Source organism: Peribacillus sp. Bi134 (assembly GCF_918698065.1).
Classification (GTDB): Bacteria; Bacillota; Bacilli; order Bacillales; family DSM-1321; genus Peribacillus.
Genome location: NZ_CAKKLN010000007.1, coordinates 73668 through 89883, shown reverse-complemented (window position 1 = coordinate 89883; position 16216 = coordinate 73668). Strand labels below are relative to the sequence as shown.

The 16216-nt window shown below is 41.2% G+C and carries 12 protein-coding genes; all 12 read left to right on the top strand.

Annotated elements, in window-relative coordinates; translation table 11 throughout:
- Window positions 1-41: 41 nt before the first annotated feature.
- The 12 genes from LQ188_RS16575 to LQ188_RS16520 all read left to right on the top strand — a co-directional run bounded on the left by LQ188_RS16575 (window position 42) and on the right by LQ188_RS16520 (window position 16032).
- Window positions 42-806 carry a FliA/WhiG family RNA polymerase sigma factor gene (locus tag LQ188_RS16575; protein WP_101224668.1) on the top strand — a complete coding sequence of 255 codons (765 nt, stop codon included), beginning with the start codon at window positions 42-44 and terminating at the stop codon, window positions 804-806.
- Window positions 807-1005: 199 nt separating this feature from the next.
- A complete protein-coding gene (locus LQ188_RS16570; RefSeq protein WP_101224669.1) occupies window positions 1006-1644 on the top strand; it encodes a hypothetical protein in 639 nt (212 codons plus the stop codon).
- 154 nt (window positions 1645-1798) lie between these two features.
- Window positions 1799-2512 (top strand): 30S ribosomal protein S2, encoded by a 714-nt coding sequence (gene rpsB, locus LQ188_RS16565; protein WP_034313644.1) that lies wholly within the window; start codon window positions 1799-1801, stop codon window positions 2510-2512.
- Window positions 2513-2807: 295 nt separating this feature from the next.
- On the top strand, window positions 2808-3692 hold the full coding sequence (tsf, locus tag LQ188_RS16560; RefSeq protein ID WP_101224670.1) for a translation elongation factor Ts: 885 nt from the start codon (window positions 2808-2810) through the stop codon (window positions 3690-3692).
- A 125-nt stretch (window positions 3693-3817) separates the two neighbouring features.
- The gene (gene pyrH, locus LQ188_RS16555) at window positions 3818-4540 is read left to right on the top strand and encodes a UMP kinase (protein ID WP_034313639.1); all 723 of its coding nucleotides are present in this window, start codon (window positions 3818-3820) and stop codon (window positions 4538-4540) included.
- 3 nt (window positions 4541-4543) lie between these two features.
- Complete coding sequence (frr, locus tag LQ188_RS16550; RefSeq protein ID WP_101224671.1) at window positions 4544-5101, top strand: ribosome recycling factor; 558 nt, start codon at window positions 4544-4546, stop codon at window positions 5099-5101.
- A 399-nt stretch (window positions 5102-5500) separates the two neighbouring features.
- On the top strand, window positions 5501-6274 hold the full coding sequence (locus tag LQ188_RS16545; RefSeq protein WP_101224672.1) for an isoprenyl transferase: 774 nt from the start codon (window positions 5501-5503) through the stop codon (window positions 6272-6274).
- A gap of 25 nt (window positions 6275-6299) precedes the next feature.
- Window positions 6300-7097 carry a phosphatidate cytidylyltransferase gene (locus LQ188_RS16540; RefSeq protein WP_230177487.1) on the top strand — a complete coding sequence of 266 codons (798 nt, stop codon included), beginning with the start codon at window positions 6300-6302 and terminating at the stop codon, window positions 7095-7097.
- A 43-nt stretch (window positions 7098-7140) separates the two neighbouring features.
- On the top strand, window positions 7141-8301 hold the full coding sequence (gene dxr, locus LQ188_RS16535; protein ID WP_101224673.1) for a 1-deoxy-D-xylulose-5-phosphate reductoisomerase: 1161 nt from the start codon (window positions 7141-7143) through the stop codon (window positions 8299-8301).
- A gap of 7 nt (window positions 8302-8308) precedes the next feature.
- Window positions 8309-9577: an RIP metalloprotease RseP gene (rseP, locus tag LQ188_RS16530; RefSeq protein WP_101224674.1), complete on the top strand. Its 1269-nt coding sequence runs from the start codon at window positions 8309-8311 to the stop codon at window positions 9575-9577.
- A 266-nt stretch (window positions 9578-9843) separates the two neighbouring features.
- Window positions 9844-11544, top strand: a complete 1701-nt coding sequence (locus LQ188_RS16525; protein WP_230177485.1) for a proline--tRNA ligase — start codon at window positions 9844-9846, stop codon at window positions 11542-11544.
- Window positions 11545-11709: 165 nt separating this feature from the next.
- Window positions 11710-16032 (top strand): PolC-type DNA polymerase III, encoded by a 4323-nt coding sequence (locus tag LQ188_RS16520; RefSeq protein ID WP_230177483.1) that lies wholly within the window; start codon window positions 11710-11712, stop codon window positions 16030-16032.
- Window positions 16033-16216 lie beyond the last annotated feature (184 nt).

Here is a 16216-nt window from a genome sequence, read left to right as displayed (position 1 = left end):
TATCGATCACAAATCGTATAACAATGTTAGGAGGATGTCCAATGTCTCATCTGACCATCGAAGAAGAGCAGTTATGTTGGAAGAATTGGGTGGATCGCAGAGATCCGCTAGCCGGGGACATTTTGGTGAAGAAATACATACCTCTCGTATCGTATCATGTTCAACGTATTTCAGTAAGTCTTCCTAAAAATGTGAGCCGGGATGATATAAGGAGTTTAGGAATGATGGGGTTATTCGATGCCCTGGAACGTTTTGACACGAAGCGTGACCTGAAGTTTGACACATATGCATCATTTAGAATACGTGGTGCTATTTTAGATGGATTAAGAAAAGAGGATTGGCTTCCGCGGAGCGCAAGAGATAAAGCCAAGAAAATTGAAGCTGCAATAGAAAAGCTGGAGCAGCAATACATGAGGAACCTTTCGCCAAACGAGATTGCCGCTGAATTGAATATTCCGGAAGATGAAGTATATGCTGCATTAAATGAGAACTTCTTTGCCAATGTACTATCAATGGATGAAAATCCCCAAGAAGACGATAAAGAAAGCGCGAATTTTCATATTAAAGATGAAAAGGCGGATTTACCCGAGGAACATGTGTTAAGGGATGAACTGTATGTTGAATTGGCCAAAGTCATAGAAACCCTTAATGAAAAAGAACAGTTGGTTTTACAGCTTTTTTATAAAGAAGAACTAACATTGACCGAAATCGGGCAAGTGATGAGCCTATCTACGTCCCGGATATCCCAAATTCATTCAAAAGCGATATATAAATTAAGAAACACGATGCAAGATCAAAAAAATTAATCATGATATTTTAATGAAGAGGGCTACGGAGTTTGGGAAGCATAAAATCCCAATTGAACGAAGAAGCCCCCTGCAAGCTTGAAAGAATTGATAAGGTACCTGCATCGATAAATGCTTCGAAATCACAGAATGTACGAACTGTACTTAGTCAATAAGAGCAAAACAACAGATTGACTATTCCGGTTAATTAGGAGGCAACATGACAGCATTTTTTATATTTCTGTTGTTTGTATTAAACATATTCACCATTTTCGCCATCATCGTTTTATATCTTCGGCAAAATCGTTTAAGTAAGTTGGAAAAAGACCAAAAAGCCATCATTGGAGAAATGGAACAACTTTTGTCTGGTTATTTAATGGAGATGAAAGAGGATAATGAGGCATTGGTAAAGGCATTCACCAATTCGGTGGCAATGAATCACGAGCATGGTCAAAAAGGTCAAGTACATGGCTCAATCAAAGAAACAAAGGAAGATAAAGAAGAAAAACAGGAACAAAACATGCTGCTAGAGTATAAAGAGGGAAGCCGTGCCGGTGCTAAAAAGCAGGCAATCAACGCCTATAAAATTATGCCTGAAAAAAATGAAACCAATGCTTTACCAGTAAAAGTCGAGGACAAATTGGAGCTTTCATCGGCAGTCGCTTCTCCAAAAAACGAAGGGAAGCCGGCTGGCATGGAATTTTCGGACATGCTGCAGGCTTCGTTAAATGAACGATCATTAAATGCAAAAGTGGATATGTTAGCGGATCAAGGACATTCAGTAGAGGAAATCGCCAAAAAGTTAGGTTGCGGTCAAACCGAGATAGAGCTATTACTAAAGTTTCGCATGAATAGATAAAGTTATCTCTTGATTGTGCAGAGCCATTATGATATATTATGAAATGGTGTTAATACACACGCCCCGTGATTCTTGCAGATGGTGCTGTTATGACAGTTTCTGTATGAAAATGATCGGTGCGGAGGAAAAACAAAACCATTTAGGAGGAACTAAAATGTCAGTCATTTCTATGAAACAATTGCTTGAAGCTGGTGTACATTTCGGACACCAAACACGTCGCTGGAACCCAAAAATGAAGAAATATATCTTCACTGAGCGTAACGGCATCTACATCATCGACCTTCAAAAAACAGTTAAAAAGGTTGAAGAAGCTTATAACTTCGTGAAAGAACTAGCTGCTAACGGTGGTACTGTTCTTTTCGTTGGAACTAAAAAACAAGCTCAAGAATCTGTTAAAGAAGAAGCTATCCGTTCTGGTATGTACTATGTAAACCAACGTTGGTTAGGTGGAACTTTAACAAACTTTGAAACAATCCAAAAACGTATCGCTCGTCTTAAAGATATCGAAAAAATGGAAGAAAACGGAACTTTCGAAGTACTTCCTAAAAAAGAAGTTATCCAACTTAAAAAAGAATGGGATCGCTTAGAGAAATTCTTAGGCGGTATTAAAGATATGAAGACTCTTCCAGATGCGATCTTCGTTATCGACCCTCGCAAAGAGCGTATCGCTGTTGCGGAAGCACACAAATTACACATTCCACTTGTTGGTATCGTTGATACAAACTGTGATCCGGATGAAATCGATGTAGTTATTCCTGCGAATGACGATGCAATCCGTGCTGTTAAATTATTAACAGGTAAAATGGCAGATGCTATCTTAGAAGCTAAACAAGGCGAAGAAACAGCAACTGAAACAACTACTGCTTAATAAGTAAAAAAGGTTGCTTATTCAGTAAGAAAAAAGGTGATAAGAGGATAATGCCTTTTATCCCTTTTTTTTGCACTAAATAAGCATACATAAAATCACTGTACGTAATGACTTTTTAAAAAGGTATGGGCGATTTTTCAGGGATGAAAATGTTCCGTCATATTGACTGAGTAAGTGGATGTTTTTTCAGAAATATTGTCAAGACTCGTTATTTTGTTTGATGATAACAAGTATTTTTTGGCAATAATGGGTAAAGATTGAATAAACTGCATTTAATTTGAGGAGGATATATATTATGGCAATCACTGCACAATTAGTTAAAGAATTGCGTGAAAAAACTGGTGCCGGTATGATGGACTGTAAAAAGGCACTTGTACAAACAGAAGGCGATATGGAAAAGGCAATCGATTTCCTACGTGAAAAAGGAATTGCAAAAGCTGCTAATAAAGGCGACCGTATTGCTGCTGAAGGTCTAACTTCAATCGTTGTGGAAGGAAACCAAGCGGTAATCCTTGAAGTGAACTCAGAAACTGATTTCGTTGCTAAAAACGAAGGATTCCAAACTCTTGTTAAAGAATTGGCTGGATTCCTTCTTGCTAACAAACCTGAAAGCGTTGAAGCAGCTCTTGAGCAAACAATGGAAAATGGAGTAAAAGTAGCAGATCATATCAATGCTGCAGTTGCTAAAATTGGGGAAAAATTAACTCTACGCCGTTTCCAAGTTGTTTCTAAAACAGATAACGACGCATTTGGTGCATACCTTCACATGGGTGGACGTATCAGCGTACTATCAGTTCTTGAAGGTACAACTGACGAAGAGGCAGCTAAAGGCGTTTCAATGCATATCGCTGCAATCAACCCTAAATATATCTCTCGCGACCAAGTAGATGCTAGCGAATTAGAACGCGAACGCGAAGTTCTTACTCAACAAGCGCTTAATGAAGGCAAACCTGAAAAAATCGTTGCAAAAATGGTTGAAGGACGTATCAATAAATTCTACGAAGAAATCTGCGTAAACGAACAAGCTTTCGTTAAGAACCCAGATCAAAAAGTGGGACAATTCGTTGAATCAAAAGGCGGAAAAATCCTATCATTCGTTCGTTATGAAGTAGGGGAAGGTCTTGAAAAACGTCAAGAAAACTTTGCTGAAGAAGTAATGAACCAAGTTAAAAAAGACTAATTGTCAGATAATTAATAATGGGGAACACTCTGGTGTTCCCTATTTTTTGAAATGTCATGAATTTTTGGTAGTATTGCAAGAAAGCATGATGAACGAATGAAAAGATTACATAGTTGGAGGTTCTCATGAGTAACGCTAAATATAAACGTGTCGTTTTAAAACTAAGTGGCGAAGCATTAGCCGGTGAAGAAGGATTTGGAATTAACCCTGCAGTAATTAAATCTATTGCTGAACAAGTCAAGGAAGTGGCTGAGCTTGATGTAGAAGTGGCTGTTGTTGTCGGCGGCGGAAACATTTGGCGCGGGAAAATAGGCAGTGAAATGGGCATGGATCGTGCTAATGCCGATTATATGGGGATGCTGGCTACAGTCATGAACTCATTGGCATTACAAGACAGCCTTGATCAGCTTGGAATTGAAACGCGCGTGCAAACTTCCATTGAGATGAGGCAAGTCGCTGAGCCATACATTAGACGCCGTGCTATCAGGCATCTAGAGAAAAAGAGAGTGGTGATTTTTGCAGCTGGTACAGGTAATCCATACTTCTCAACGGATACCACTGCCGCCCTGCGTGCTGCTGAAATTGAAGCTGATGTCATCTTGATGGCGAAGAATAATGTGGATGGCGTATACAATGCAGATCCGGTTAAGGACAAAAATGCGGTGAAGTATGATAAACTTTCCTACCTTGATGTGATTAAAGAAGGGTTAGAAGTAATGGATTCAACTGCGTCCTCACTATGCATGGACAATGATATTCCATTGATCGTCTTCTCGATCATGGAAAAAGGTAATATTAAACGGGCCGTATTAGGCGAAACGCTTGGTACTATTGTAAGGGGGAAATAAAAGATGCCGAAACAAGTTATTTCGAATGCGAAAACGAAAATGGAAAAAGCCATTGGAGCGTACACACGTGAATTAGCAAGCATCCGTGCCGGAAGGGCAAATGCCTCATTGCTTGATAGAATCTCGATCGATTATTATGGATCGCCGACACCAGTCAATCAGGTGGCAGGAATTTCTGTCCCGGAAGCTAGACTATTAGTCATTCAACCATATGATAAAACGGTTTTGGGTGAAATCGAAAAGGCGATTTTGAAATCAGACTTGGGATTAAATCCTTCAAATGATGGATCGGTCATCAGGATTGCCATCCCAGCTCTAACGGAAGAGCGCAGAAAAGAGCTTGTGAAAGTCGTTAAAAAAGAAGCGGAAGAAGCGAAAATAGCTGTCCGTAATGTTCGTCGCGATGCTAATGATGATTTGAAAAAGCTTGAAAAAAGTGGTGAAATCACTGAAGATGATTTACGTGGCTATGCAGATGACATCCAAAAGATGACAGATGGCAACATCACGAAAATTGATGAAATTACAAAAGATAAAGAAAAAGAAATTATGGAAGTATAATTCCCACTGAAGAATTGATTAAATAAAGAGGGCCGAATCCATACTGGGTCATGTCTTGGTTCTAACATATAGGTGTGCTTAAAGGAGAAAACTGTTATAATAAGGTTTCTCCGATAATGATTACTCCTTGAGTTAGTATGTTGCATGCAAACGTTGGAGGTGGTCCTTTTTTTGCATTTTTCATGGTAATCATAACCGGTTTTAGAAAAAAAGAAGTAATGATTTCTCCCTTTCTAGCTTCTAATGAAGAAATAATTTTCATATAAATAATATGAGAACCAGTTTTTTTTTGATATTATAATATAGATTCTTTTTAAGCGGCAGAAAGCTTGATATACATAGTGCACGAAAACTTTGCCTTTGTAGAGAGATAAGTACAACCTGATGGGGGACTAACATATGTATTCACTTTGGAAGCGTTTCGTTAAAAAAGATGCTTCTTCCGATGTAACAAATAGGATTCAGCATATTAAACAGTTTGATGTTCCTCAGCATATCGCCATCATTATGGATGGAAACGGCCGTTGGGCCAAAAAGCGTGCATTGCCACGTGTGGCGGGTCATCATGAAGGAATGAAAACCGTTCGTAGAATTACGAAAGTTGCCAATAAATTAGGGGTCAAAACTTTGACAGTCTATGCGTTTTCCACTGAAAATTGGAAACGTCCGAAAAGTGAAGTCGACTTTTTGATGAAGCTTCCCCAGGAATTTCTGGGGACATTTTTACCAGAGCTCATTTCAGAAAATGTAAGAGTTGAAACGATAGGGGACTTGTCACTCATTCCGTCACATACTCAAGGTGCCGTTAAACGGGCCATGGAGGACACGAAAGACAATGATGGGATGATTCTGAATTTTGCCCTGAACTATGGAAGCCGTGGGGAGATTGTATCTGCAGTGAATAGCATCATTGAAGATGCTAAGAATGGTATAATAAAGGAAAATGTAACTGAGGAAATGCTATCCAGTTACCTGATGACCAAACATTTGTCGGATCCTGATTTACTGATCCGTACAAGCGGTGAAATCCGTTTAAGTAATTTCATGCTTTGGCAGTCGGCTTATACTGAGCTGTGGTTTACTGAGGTGCTATGGCCGGATTTTAGTGAAGAGCATTTATTGCAGGCAGTTGAGGAGTATCAAAAGCGTTCACGAAGATTCGGTGGCGTTTAATGTAGAAGGCGAGGAAAATGGAATAATGAAACAACGAATTATTACGGCGGTCGTAGTTGCCGCTATCTTCATTCCACTAGTCATTTTAGGGGGCACTCCCTTTTTACTGACGGTATATCTGTTAGGGTCAATTGGTTTGTATGAACTGATGAAAATGAAAAAGTTACGTGTACTGTCTTTTGAAGCATTTCTTTCCTACATATTATTGTGGGTGCTTTTATTGCCTAATGAGCATACTGCTTTTTTAGCAGAAATAAATTACGATAAAGTTCAAGTCTTCTTAATCGGGGTTTTGCTGCTATTGCTTTATACAGTCGTTTCAAAAAACCGTTTTACTTTTGATGACGCAGGCTTTCTAGTGATTTCAATCCTATACTTGGGGATAGGCTTCTATTACCTATTTGAAACACGTGACTCATTGGGGTTGGGGCTGATCTATATCCTGCTTACCCTATTTACGATCTGGGCAACCGATTCCGGGGCATACTTCATAGGTAAATCACTTGGTAAAAGAAAGCTATGGCCAGAAATAAGTCCAAACAAGACGGTGGAAGGGTTTATCGGCGGGTTATTTTCCGCGATGGTAGTGGGGGTTCTATTTTACGCCTTCTCCAGCCTGGATTACACGTTATTACAATTATTATTGATTTCATTAATCATTGGGGTATTCGGCCAATTGGGCGATCTCATCCAATCGGCGTATAAACGTCATTATGGCGTCAAGGATTCAGGAACGCTTCTCCCGGGACATGGTGGGATTTTGGACAGGCTTGATAGCGTGATATTCATTTTACCGATTCTGCATTTATTGCACGTTTTATAATATAAATATAGGCAAGTGTTATCTGAATTAGGAGATGAACAATTTGAAAAATATCAGCCTTTTGGGCGCGACAGGATCGATTGGTCAACAAACAGCGGATGTAGTAAGGTCCCATCCAGATCAATTCAAGATCGTGGCGCTTTCTGCTGGAAAGAATATAGAATTGGTCAGGACTTATATAAAAGAGTTTGAACCGAAACTGGTTTCAGTCCAGACGGAAGAAGATTATCATGTTTTGAAAAGTGAATTCTCCAGCCGCAAAGATATCGAGTTCATGTATGGGGATGAGGGTTTGACTGCTGTTGCCGTTTATGGTCAAGCGACGATATTGGTCAATGCTGTAATCGGAAGCGTGGGTCTATATCCTACACTTCAAGCAATAAAGGCTAAAAAGGATATTGCGATCGCCAACAAGGAGACTTTGGTGACGGCAGGTCATTTGGTCATAAGTGAAGCAAAAAAAGCGGGGGTTAGACTGCTGCCGGTTGACAGTGAGCATTCCGCTATTTTTCAGGCATTGCAAGGTGAAAAGGAAAAAAATATAGAACGACTTGTCATTACTGCTTCAGGAGGCAGTTTTCGAGATCGAACCAGGGAAGAATTGAAGGATGTAACGGTGGAAGAGGCATTGAACCATCCGAACTGGTCAATGGGAGCCAAAATCACGATCGATTCGGCATCAATGATGAATAAAGGATTGGAAGTAATTGAGGCCCACTGGCTATTCGATCTCCCCTACGATAAAATTGATGTATTGCTACATAAGGAGAGCATCATCCATTCCATGGTTGAGTTTCATGACTCCAGCGTGATAGCACAACTGGGGACACCGGATATGAGGGTGCCTATACAATATGCGCTTACTTATCCAGACCGTATTCCGCTGGCAGGGCGCAAACGGCTTAACCTTGCTGAAGCAGGCAAACTGCATTTTAGCGATATGGATTTCACCAGATATCCTTGTTTGCAATTCGCTTATAAAGCGGGTAAAATGGGCGGAACGATGACTACTGTGCTGAATGCCGCCAATGAAGCCGCAGTATCTGCATTCTTATCTGGAAAGGTAACCTTCCTTGATATTGAAACATTGATTGAAAAAGCGCTGAATCAGCATTCCGTCATAGCCCTTCCAGATTTAGAAACGATTCAGGAAGTCGATCATATGACAAGGCAGTATATAGAATCTTTAGTGAAAGATAGGTGACCGGAACATGCAGACTTTAGAAACGATTATAGCGTTCATCATCATTTTTGGAGCTCTAGTATTTTTCCATGAGCTTGGGCACTTAGTGTTTGCTAAGCGAGCAGGAATTTTATGCCGTGAGTTCGCAATCGGTTTCGGGCCAAAAGTATTCACATATAAAAAGAAGGAAACCGTTTATACCATTCGATTGCTTCCTCTTGGCGGGTACGTCCGTATGGCTGGTGAAGATGCAGAGAATATAGAATTGAAGCCCGGCTATCGAGTGGGATTAATGTTTGATAATGAAGAGAATGTTACAAAAATCATTTTGAACAATAAAGATAAATATCCTGATATTCGTCTTGTGGAAGTTGAAGTGATCGACCTTGATCATAAACTGATCCTTACTGGTTATGAAGAGGGCGAGGAAGAAACATTAAAAACGTTTGCCATTCATAAAGAAGCGGTGATTGTTGAAAATGGTGTAGAGAACCAGATAGCTCCTTTTGACCGGCAATTTGCCTCAAAGTCGCTTGGGCACCGTTTTCTAACGATTGTAGCTGGACCGGCAATGAATTTCGTTTTGGCTTTTGTCATTTTTGTATTGATCGGCCTGTTTCAAGGAGTCGTGGTGGATGAAGCGAAACTTGGTGAATTAACACCGGACGGCTCGGCAGTAAATGCCGGTTTAAAATCGGGGGATGTCATTCAATCCATAGAAGGGACGGAAGTCTCCACTTGGGGAGATGTTCAGGAAAGCATTCAAAAGAACCCTGGGCAAGAGATCGAGTTCGTCGTTGATAGGGACGGGAAAACATTAGAAGTTCCGGTTGTTCCGCAAGAAGTGGAGAGGGAAGGGAAGAAAATCGGGATTATCGGTGTCTACCCTCCAGTTGAAAAAGCACCGATTAAAGCTATACAATATGGTTTTACAGAAACGTATTTTTGGACAAAACAAATCTTCATCATCCTTGGTGACCTCGTAACGGGTGGGTTTACGATCGACAGTTTATCTGGTCCTGTAGGAATATATAAATCAACTGAGGAAGTGGCGAAACAAGGTTTATTCACGTTAATGAAATGGGCAGGGCTGCTCAGCATTAACCTGGGAATCATGAACCTGCTTCCGCTACCGGCATTGGATGGAGGAAGACTGTTATTCTTTGTGGTCGAATTCTTGAGAGGGAAACCGATCGATCGTCAAAAAGAAGGAATGGTCCACTTCATCGGCTTTGCTTTGCTGATGTTATTGATGATTGTCGTTACCTGGAATGACATCCAGCGCTTCTTCCTGTAAGACATGTTTGGATAACGCAAAACAGGCCAGCAGAATTATCTGTTGGCCGTTTTCTTATCTGAAGGATTTCCTAGTTTTTTAACCGTTTTGGGGAAATTGTTTGTTTTCTAGGGAAATCGTAAGTATAATCGAGAATGAGTATATTAAATTAGCTTTTCTGAATAACGCGGAAAGTCTTTTTTGTATGAAATGACCGTATTAATGTTGCGGTATTAAATTTACCGTAGCTGCAAGTAATTTATAGGAAATATTGAAGAGGTGCAGATATGAAACAAAGTATGACGTTGATCCCTACATTGAGGGAAGTGCCTGCAGATGCTGAAATCAAAAGCCATCAGCTGCTATTACGTGCAGGATTTATGAGACAAAACTCCAGCGGTGTTTATAGTTTTATGCCGCTTGGAAAAAAGGTGCTTCAAAAGGTTGAGGCGATCGTTCGGGAAGAGCTGGAGAATGCTGGTGCAGTAGAATTGTTGATGCCGGCTTTACAACAAGCCGAATTCTGGCAGGAATCTGGACGCTGGTATACCTATGGTCCAGAGTTGATGCGTCTTAAGGATCGTAACAACCGTGAATTTGCGCTTGGTGCCACACATGAAGAAGTGATAACCAGCTTAGTTCGTGATGAGGTGAAGTCCTACAAGCGTCTTCCATTAACGGTTTACCAAATCCAAACCAAATTCCGTGATGAAAAAAGACCGCGTTTCGGATTGCTGCGTGGACGTGAGTTCATCATGAAGGATGCTTATTCTTTCCATGCCAATCAAGAAAGCCTGGATGCTGTTTATAAAAATTTATATGCGGCATATTCCAATATATTTAGCCGTTGTGGGTTGAACTTCCGTGCCGTCATTGCCGATTCTGGGGCGATGGGTGGTAAAGATACACATGAATTCATGGTCCTGTCTGACATAGGGGAGGATACCATCGCATATTCGGATACTTCCGATTATGCAGCTAATATTGAAATGGCACCTGTGAGTGTAAACTATGAAAAAAGCTCCGAAGAACAAATTGCACTTGAAAAAATTCATACACCTGGCCAAAAATCGATTGAAGAAGTTGCATCATTCTTGAATACCGATGCAGAGAAACTAATAAAATCGTTATTGTTTAAAGTGGATGAAAAGTATGTGCTTGTTTTGGTACGAGGAGATCATGAGGTCAATGATATCAAGCTGAAGAATTTCTATAACGCTTCAATCGTTGATTTGGTCGATCCAAATGAGACGAAGGAAGTCTTAGGATGTACAATTGGATCTCTCGGACCAATCAATGTCACTTCTGAGGTTGAAGTGATTGCGGATTTTGCCGTCGAAGCCATGGCTAATGGAGTTTGTGGTGCCAATGAGGAAGACCACCATTATGTGAACGTAAATCCCGCTCGTGATTTTAACGTGGCCAATTATATAGATCTACGTTTCATCCAAGAGGGTGACCCATCACCGGACGGAAACGGAAAAATCAAATTTGCCAAAGGGATTGAGGTAGGCCACGTATTCAAACTAGGAACTAAATATTCCGAAGCTATGAATGCGACATTCCTAGATGAAAATGGACGGTCGCAGCCAATGATCATGGGATGTTATGGTATTGGGGTTTCCCGTACACTTGCAGCTGTTGCTGAACAATTCAACGATGAAAAAGGATTGGTCTGGCCAGCGAATTTAGCGCCATACCAAGTCCATTTGATTCCAATCAATATGAAGGATGAGTCTCAGGCTGCCCTGGGAGAAGATTTATATAATGAGTTAAAGGCACAAGGCATGGAAGTTCTAATGGATGATCGTCAAGAACGTGCGGGCGTGAAATTCGCAGACTCCGACTTGATTGGTCTTCCTGTCAGGGTGACTGTAGGTAAAAAGGCATCCGATGGAATCGTCGAAGTGAAAATCCGTAAAACGGGTGAGGTTCTTGAAATTGAAAGAGCTGAATTAACTCAAAAGCTTCACGAAATATTGGGGTAATATAAAAATAGGGGAATTAGGCATCATTCAATTGGATGATGCCTTTCCTTTTCATGGATTTGGATACTAGTGAAACATTCATGATATGTTATAATAGCCTCTGATATCAAAACGAAAATGATAGTGAATAATATCTAAAGAGATAGAAGATAGGGGAGAGAGGGAATGGATCAAAATCCAAATAGCGGTAGAGAGAGATTTCAACTCTTGCTCCAGCAAATGGACTTGACTGAGGATGCCTTTGTGAATTATTTCATAGGTGCCGAAATTGATAAACTCTCGATCGAGAGGGAGTCCAAAACATGGCATTTTGCCTTTAATATACCTGCATTAATTCCTTGCAGTGTTCATACAAGACTTGCTACTCATCTAGCAAGTACGTTTTCCCATATTGCAAAGGTCACATTCAACTTGAATGTGGCCAATCCGCAGGTGACGGAACAATTGGTGATAGAGTATTGGAAAAACTGCATTGGCGAGCTTGAAGGCATGTCTCCAGCACTTTTATCACTTCTGAATGAACAAGTGCCAACGGTGAATGGATATAAGCTTATCGTAAGCGCCCGAAATGATACGGAGGCTGGTCAGTTAAAACGCAAATACTCCGGCATCATTTCGAATATCTACCAAACATTCGGTTTTCCTCCGTTGACACTTGAAGCGGAAGTGAAGGAAACGGTTTCGAATCCTGATTACCAGAAGTTTTTAGAAGAGAAACAAAAGGAAGACGCGGAAAAGGGACTTGCCGCCCTAGTGGAAATGCAGAAGAAAGAATCGGAAAAAGGCGGCGACGATGGCGTCTACGAAGGACCGGTTAAAATTGGCTATACGATTAAAGAAGATGCGGATTTCCGCAGAATCGAACAGATTATCGATGAAGAGCGCAGGATTGCAATCGAAGGCTTCGTATTTGATGCAGAAGTGCGTGAGTTACGCAGCGGACGAAGCCTGCTGACCTTTAAAGTCACCGATTATACGAGCTCGATATTGGTCAAAATGTTTTCGCGTGATAAAGAAGATGCGGCCATACTTGCCCGAGTGAAAAAAGGGATGTGGGTACGTGCCCAAGGCAGCATTCAAAATGATACATTCGTACGTGACCTTGTAATGATCGCAAATGATATAAATGAAATTTCTAAACAAGGACGGCAGGATAAGGCTCCAGAAGGGGAAAAGCGTGTCGAACTGCATATGCATACCCCAATGAGCTCGATGGATGCAGTGACACCTACTTCTGCGCTTGTTGCCCAGGCTGCAAAGTGGGGACATAAGGCTGTGGCCATTACAGATCATGCGGGAGCACAATCATTTCCTGAAGCTTATAGTGCCGGGAAAAAGAATGGTATCAAAATCCTTTATGGCGTAGAAGTGAATCTTGTAAATGATGGTGTACCAATTGTTTATAATGAGGCGCATATCGCTTTGGCAGATGCCACCTATGTTGTGTTTGACGTAGAGACGACAGGCCTGTCAGCCGTTTATGATACGATCATTGAATTTGCTGCAGTGAAAATTCGTGGCGGTGACATCATTGATCGATTCGAGTCATTTGCGAATCCGCATCACCCACTATCCAATACGACGATAGAATTGACTGGAATCACTGATGATCTTGTTGAAAATGCTCCAGAAGTCTCGGAAGTACTGGAAAAGTTCAAGGACTGGGCAGGCGATGCAATCCTGGTTGCCCACAACGCAGCCTTCGATATGGGCTTTTTGAATATAGGTTATAAAAACTTGGGTTACCCTAAAGCTTCCAATCCAGTTCTTGATACATTAGAACTTGCTCGTTTCCTATATCCAGAGTTTAAAAATCACCGGTTAAATACATTATGTAAAAAGTTCGATATTGATTTGACCCAGCATCATAGGGCCATTTATGACGCCGAAGCTACTGGTTACCTTATGCTAAAGATGCTGAAGGATGCAATGGAAAAGGAGATTACCCATCATGATCAACTTAATGACAATATGGGTAAAGGAAATGCTTATCAGCGTTCCCGCCCGTCACATTGTACACTGATTGCGCAAACACAGGCTGGGTTAAAAAACCTATTCAAATTAATTTCAATATCACACATCGATTATTTCTATCGTGTGCCCCGGTTACCGCGCTCACAACTTAAAAAGTATCGTGAAGGAATCTTGGTGGGATCGGGTTGCGATAAAGGGGAAGTTTTTGAAGGGATGATGCAGAAGGGTTTTGAGGAAGTCGTCGATATCGCCGAATTCTACGATTATCTTGAAATTCATCCGAAGGAAGTGTATCAGCATTTGATTGAGCTTGAATATGTACGGGATGATAAATCATTAGAAACGATCATCTCCAATATCGTCAAGCTTGGTGAAAAATTGAATAAGCCAGTCGTAGCCACGGGAAATGTGCATTATTTGGAGCCTAATGATAAAATTTACCGCAAAATCCTTGTGAATTCACAAGGCGGCGCCAATCCGCTGAATCGTCATAAGCTGCCTGACGTACATTTTCGGACAACAGATGAAATGCTGCGGGAATTCTCCTTCCTCGGTTCCGAGAAAGCCAAAGAGGTCGTGGTGACCAACACGAATAAAATCGCTGATATGATTGAAGAAATCAAGCCAATCAAGGATGAGCTATACACACCTAAAATTGAAGGTGCAGATGAAGAGATGCGTGAAATGAGTTATGGCATGGCAAGGAAGATTTATGGAGAGAACCTGCCTGAAATCGTGGAAGCCCGTCTTGAAAAAGAATTGAAAAGCATCATTGGCCACGGTTTTGCCGTTATTTATTTAATTTCTCACAAACTTGTTAAAAAATCATTGAATGATGGTTATCTAGTTGGTTCAAGGGGATCGGTTGGATCATCTTTCGTTGCCACCATGACTGAAATTACAGAGGTAAATCCGCTTCCGCCGCATTATGTATGTCCGGAGTGCAAGAAATCCGAATTCTTCAATGACGGTTCTGTAGGTTCCGGGTTTGACCTGCCCGATAAAGACTGTCCCGATTGCGGCATTGCTTATACAAAAGACGGGCATGATATCCCGTTTGAAACTTTCCTTGGGTTTAAAGGGGATAAGGTTCCCGATATCGACTTGAACTTCTCCGGTGAATATCAGCCGAAGGCCCATAACTATACGAAGGTCTTATTCGGTGAAGAATATGTATATCGTGCAGGGACGATTGGTACGGTCGCCGAAAAAACGGCTTATGGATATGTAAAGGGGTATTCCTCCGATAATAACATCCATATGCGTGGAGCCGAGACTGATCGCCTTGTTGCCGGCTGTACTGGTGTGAAACGGACGACAGGACAGCATCCGGGCGGAATCATCGTTGTTCCGGATTATATGGATATCTATGATTTCACACCTATTCAGTTCCCTGCGGATGACAGGAATTCCGAGTGGAAAACTACTCACTTTGATTTCCATTCCATTCACGATAATATTTTGAAACTTGATATACTTGGACACGATGATCCGACTGTAATCCGGATGCTTCAAGATTTAAGCGGCATCGATCCAAAGACCGTTCCTACCGATGATCCGGAAGTAATGAAAATATTCAGCAGCACTGAATCTTTAGGAGTTACCGAGGAACAGATCATGTGTAAAACGGGTACGCTTGGCATCCCGGAATTTGGTACGCGTTTTGTCCGGCAAATGCTTGAAGATACGAAACCTACGACATTTTCCGAACTTGTTCAGATTTCAGGGCTTTCCCACGGTACGGATGTATGGCTGAGCAATGCACAAGAACTGATTCACAACCGGATATGTACACTAAGTGAGGTTATAGGCTGCCGGGATGATATTATGGTCTATTTGATTTATCAAGGTCTTGATCCTTCCCTGGCGTTTAAAATCATGGAATCTGTTCGTAAAGGGAAAGGGCTCTCTGAGGAATTCGAAGAGGAAATGAGGAAAAATGAGGTACCGGAATGGTATATCGATTCATGTAAGAAGATTAAATACATGTTCCCGAAAGCCCATGCTGCAGCTTACGTCTTGATGGCTGTCCGGATTGCCTACTTTAAAGTCCATCTGCCTTTATTGTATTATGCAGCCTATTTCACAGTGCGTGCCGATGATTTTGAAATCGACGCCATGACACGGGGATCGCAGGCCATCAAAGCAAAAATGGAAGAAATCATGGTAAAGGGATTGGATGCATCCACCAAGGAAAAGAATACATTGACGGTTCTCGAACTTGCTTTGGAAATGTGTGAACGCGGATATTCCTTCGCTAAAGTTGACTTGTACAAATCCAGTGCAGATCAATTCTTAATTGAAGGAAATACTTTGATACCGCCTTTTAATTCGATACCGGGTCTTGGGACGAATGCGGCGATCAATATTGTCAATGCACGGAAAAATGGTGAATTCCTCTCCAAAGAAGATCTTCAGCAACGTGGGAAGGTTTCGAAGACCATCCTTGAATACCTTGATAAACAAGGCTGTCTGGAATCATTGCCTGAACAAAATCAGTTATCATTATTTTAAAGGAGAAACTGATTTCAAAAAGGAAGAAACAGACATGATATTTGCATAAATATCTTGATTATGGTATATTTTTATTGGAAATACTAAGAGGAACCAATGGAAAGAGTGGGGAAACCCACTCTTTCGTGTTGTATTGACCATTTAATTTTGAATCCGAAACCAAGCGCATACAACGCACGTATGG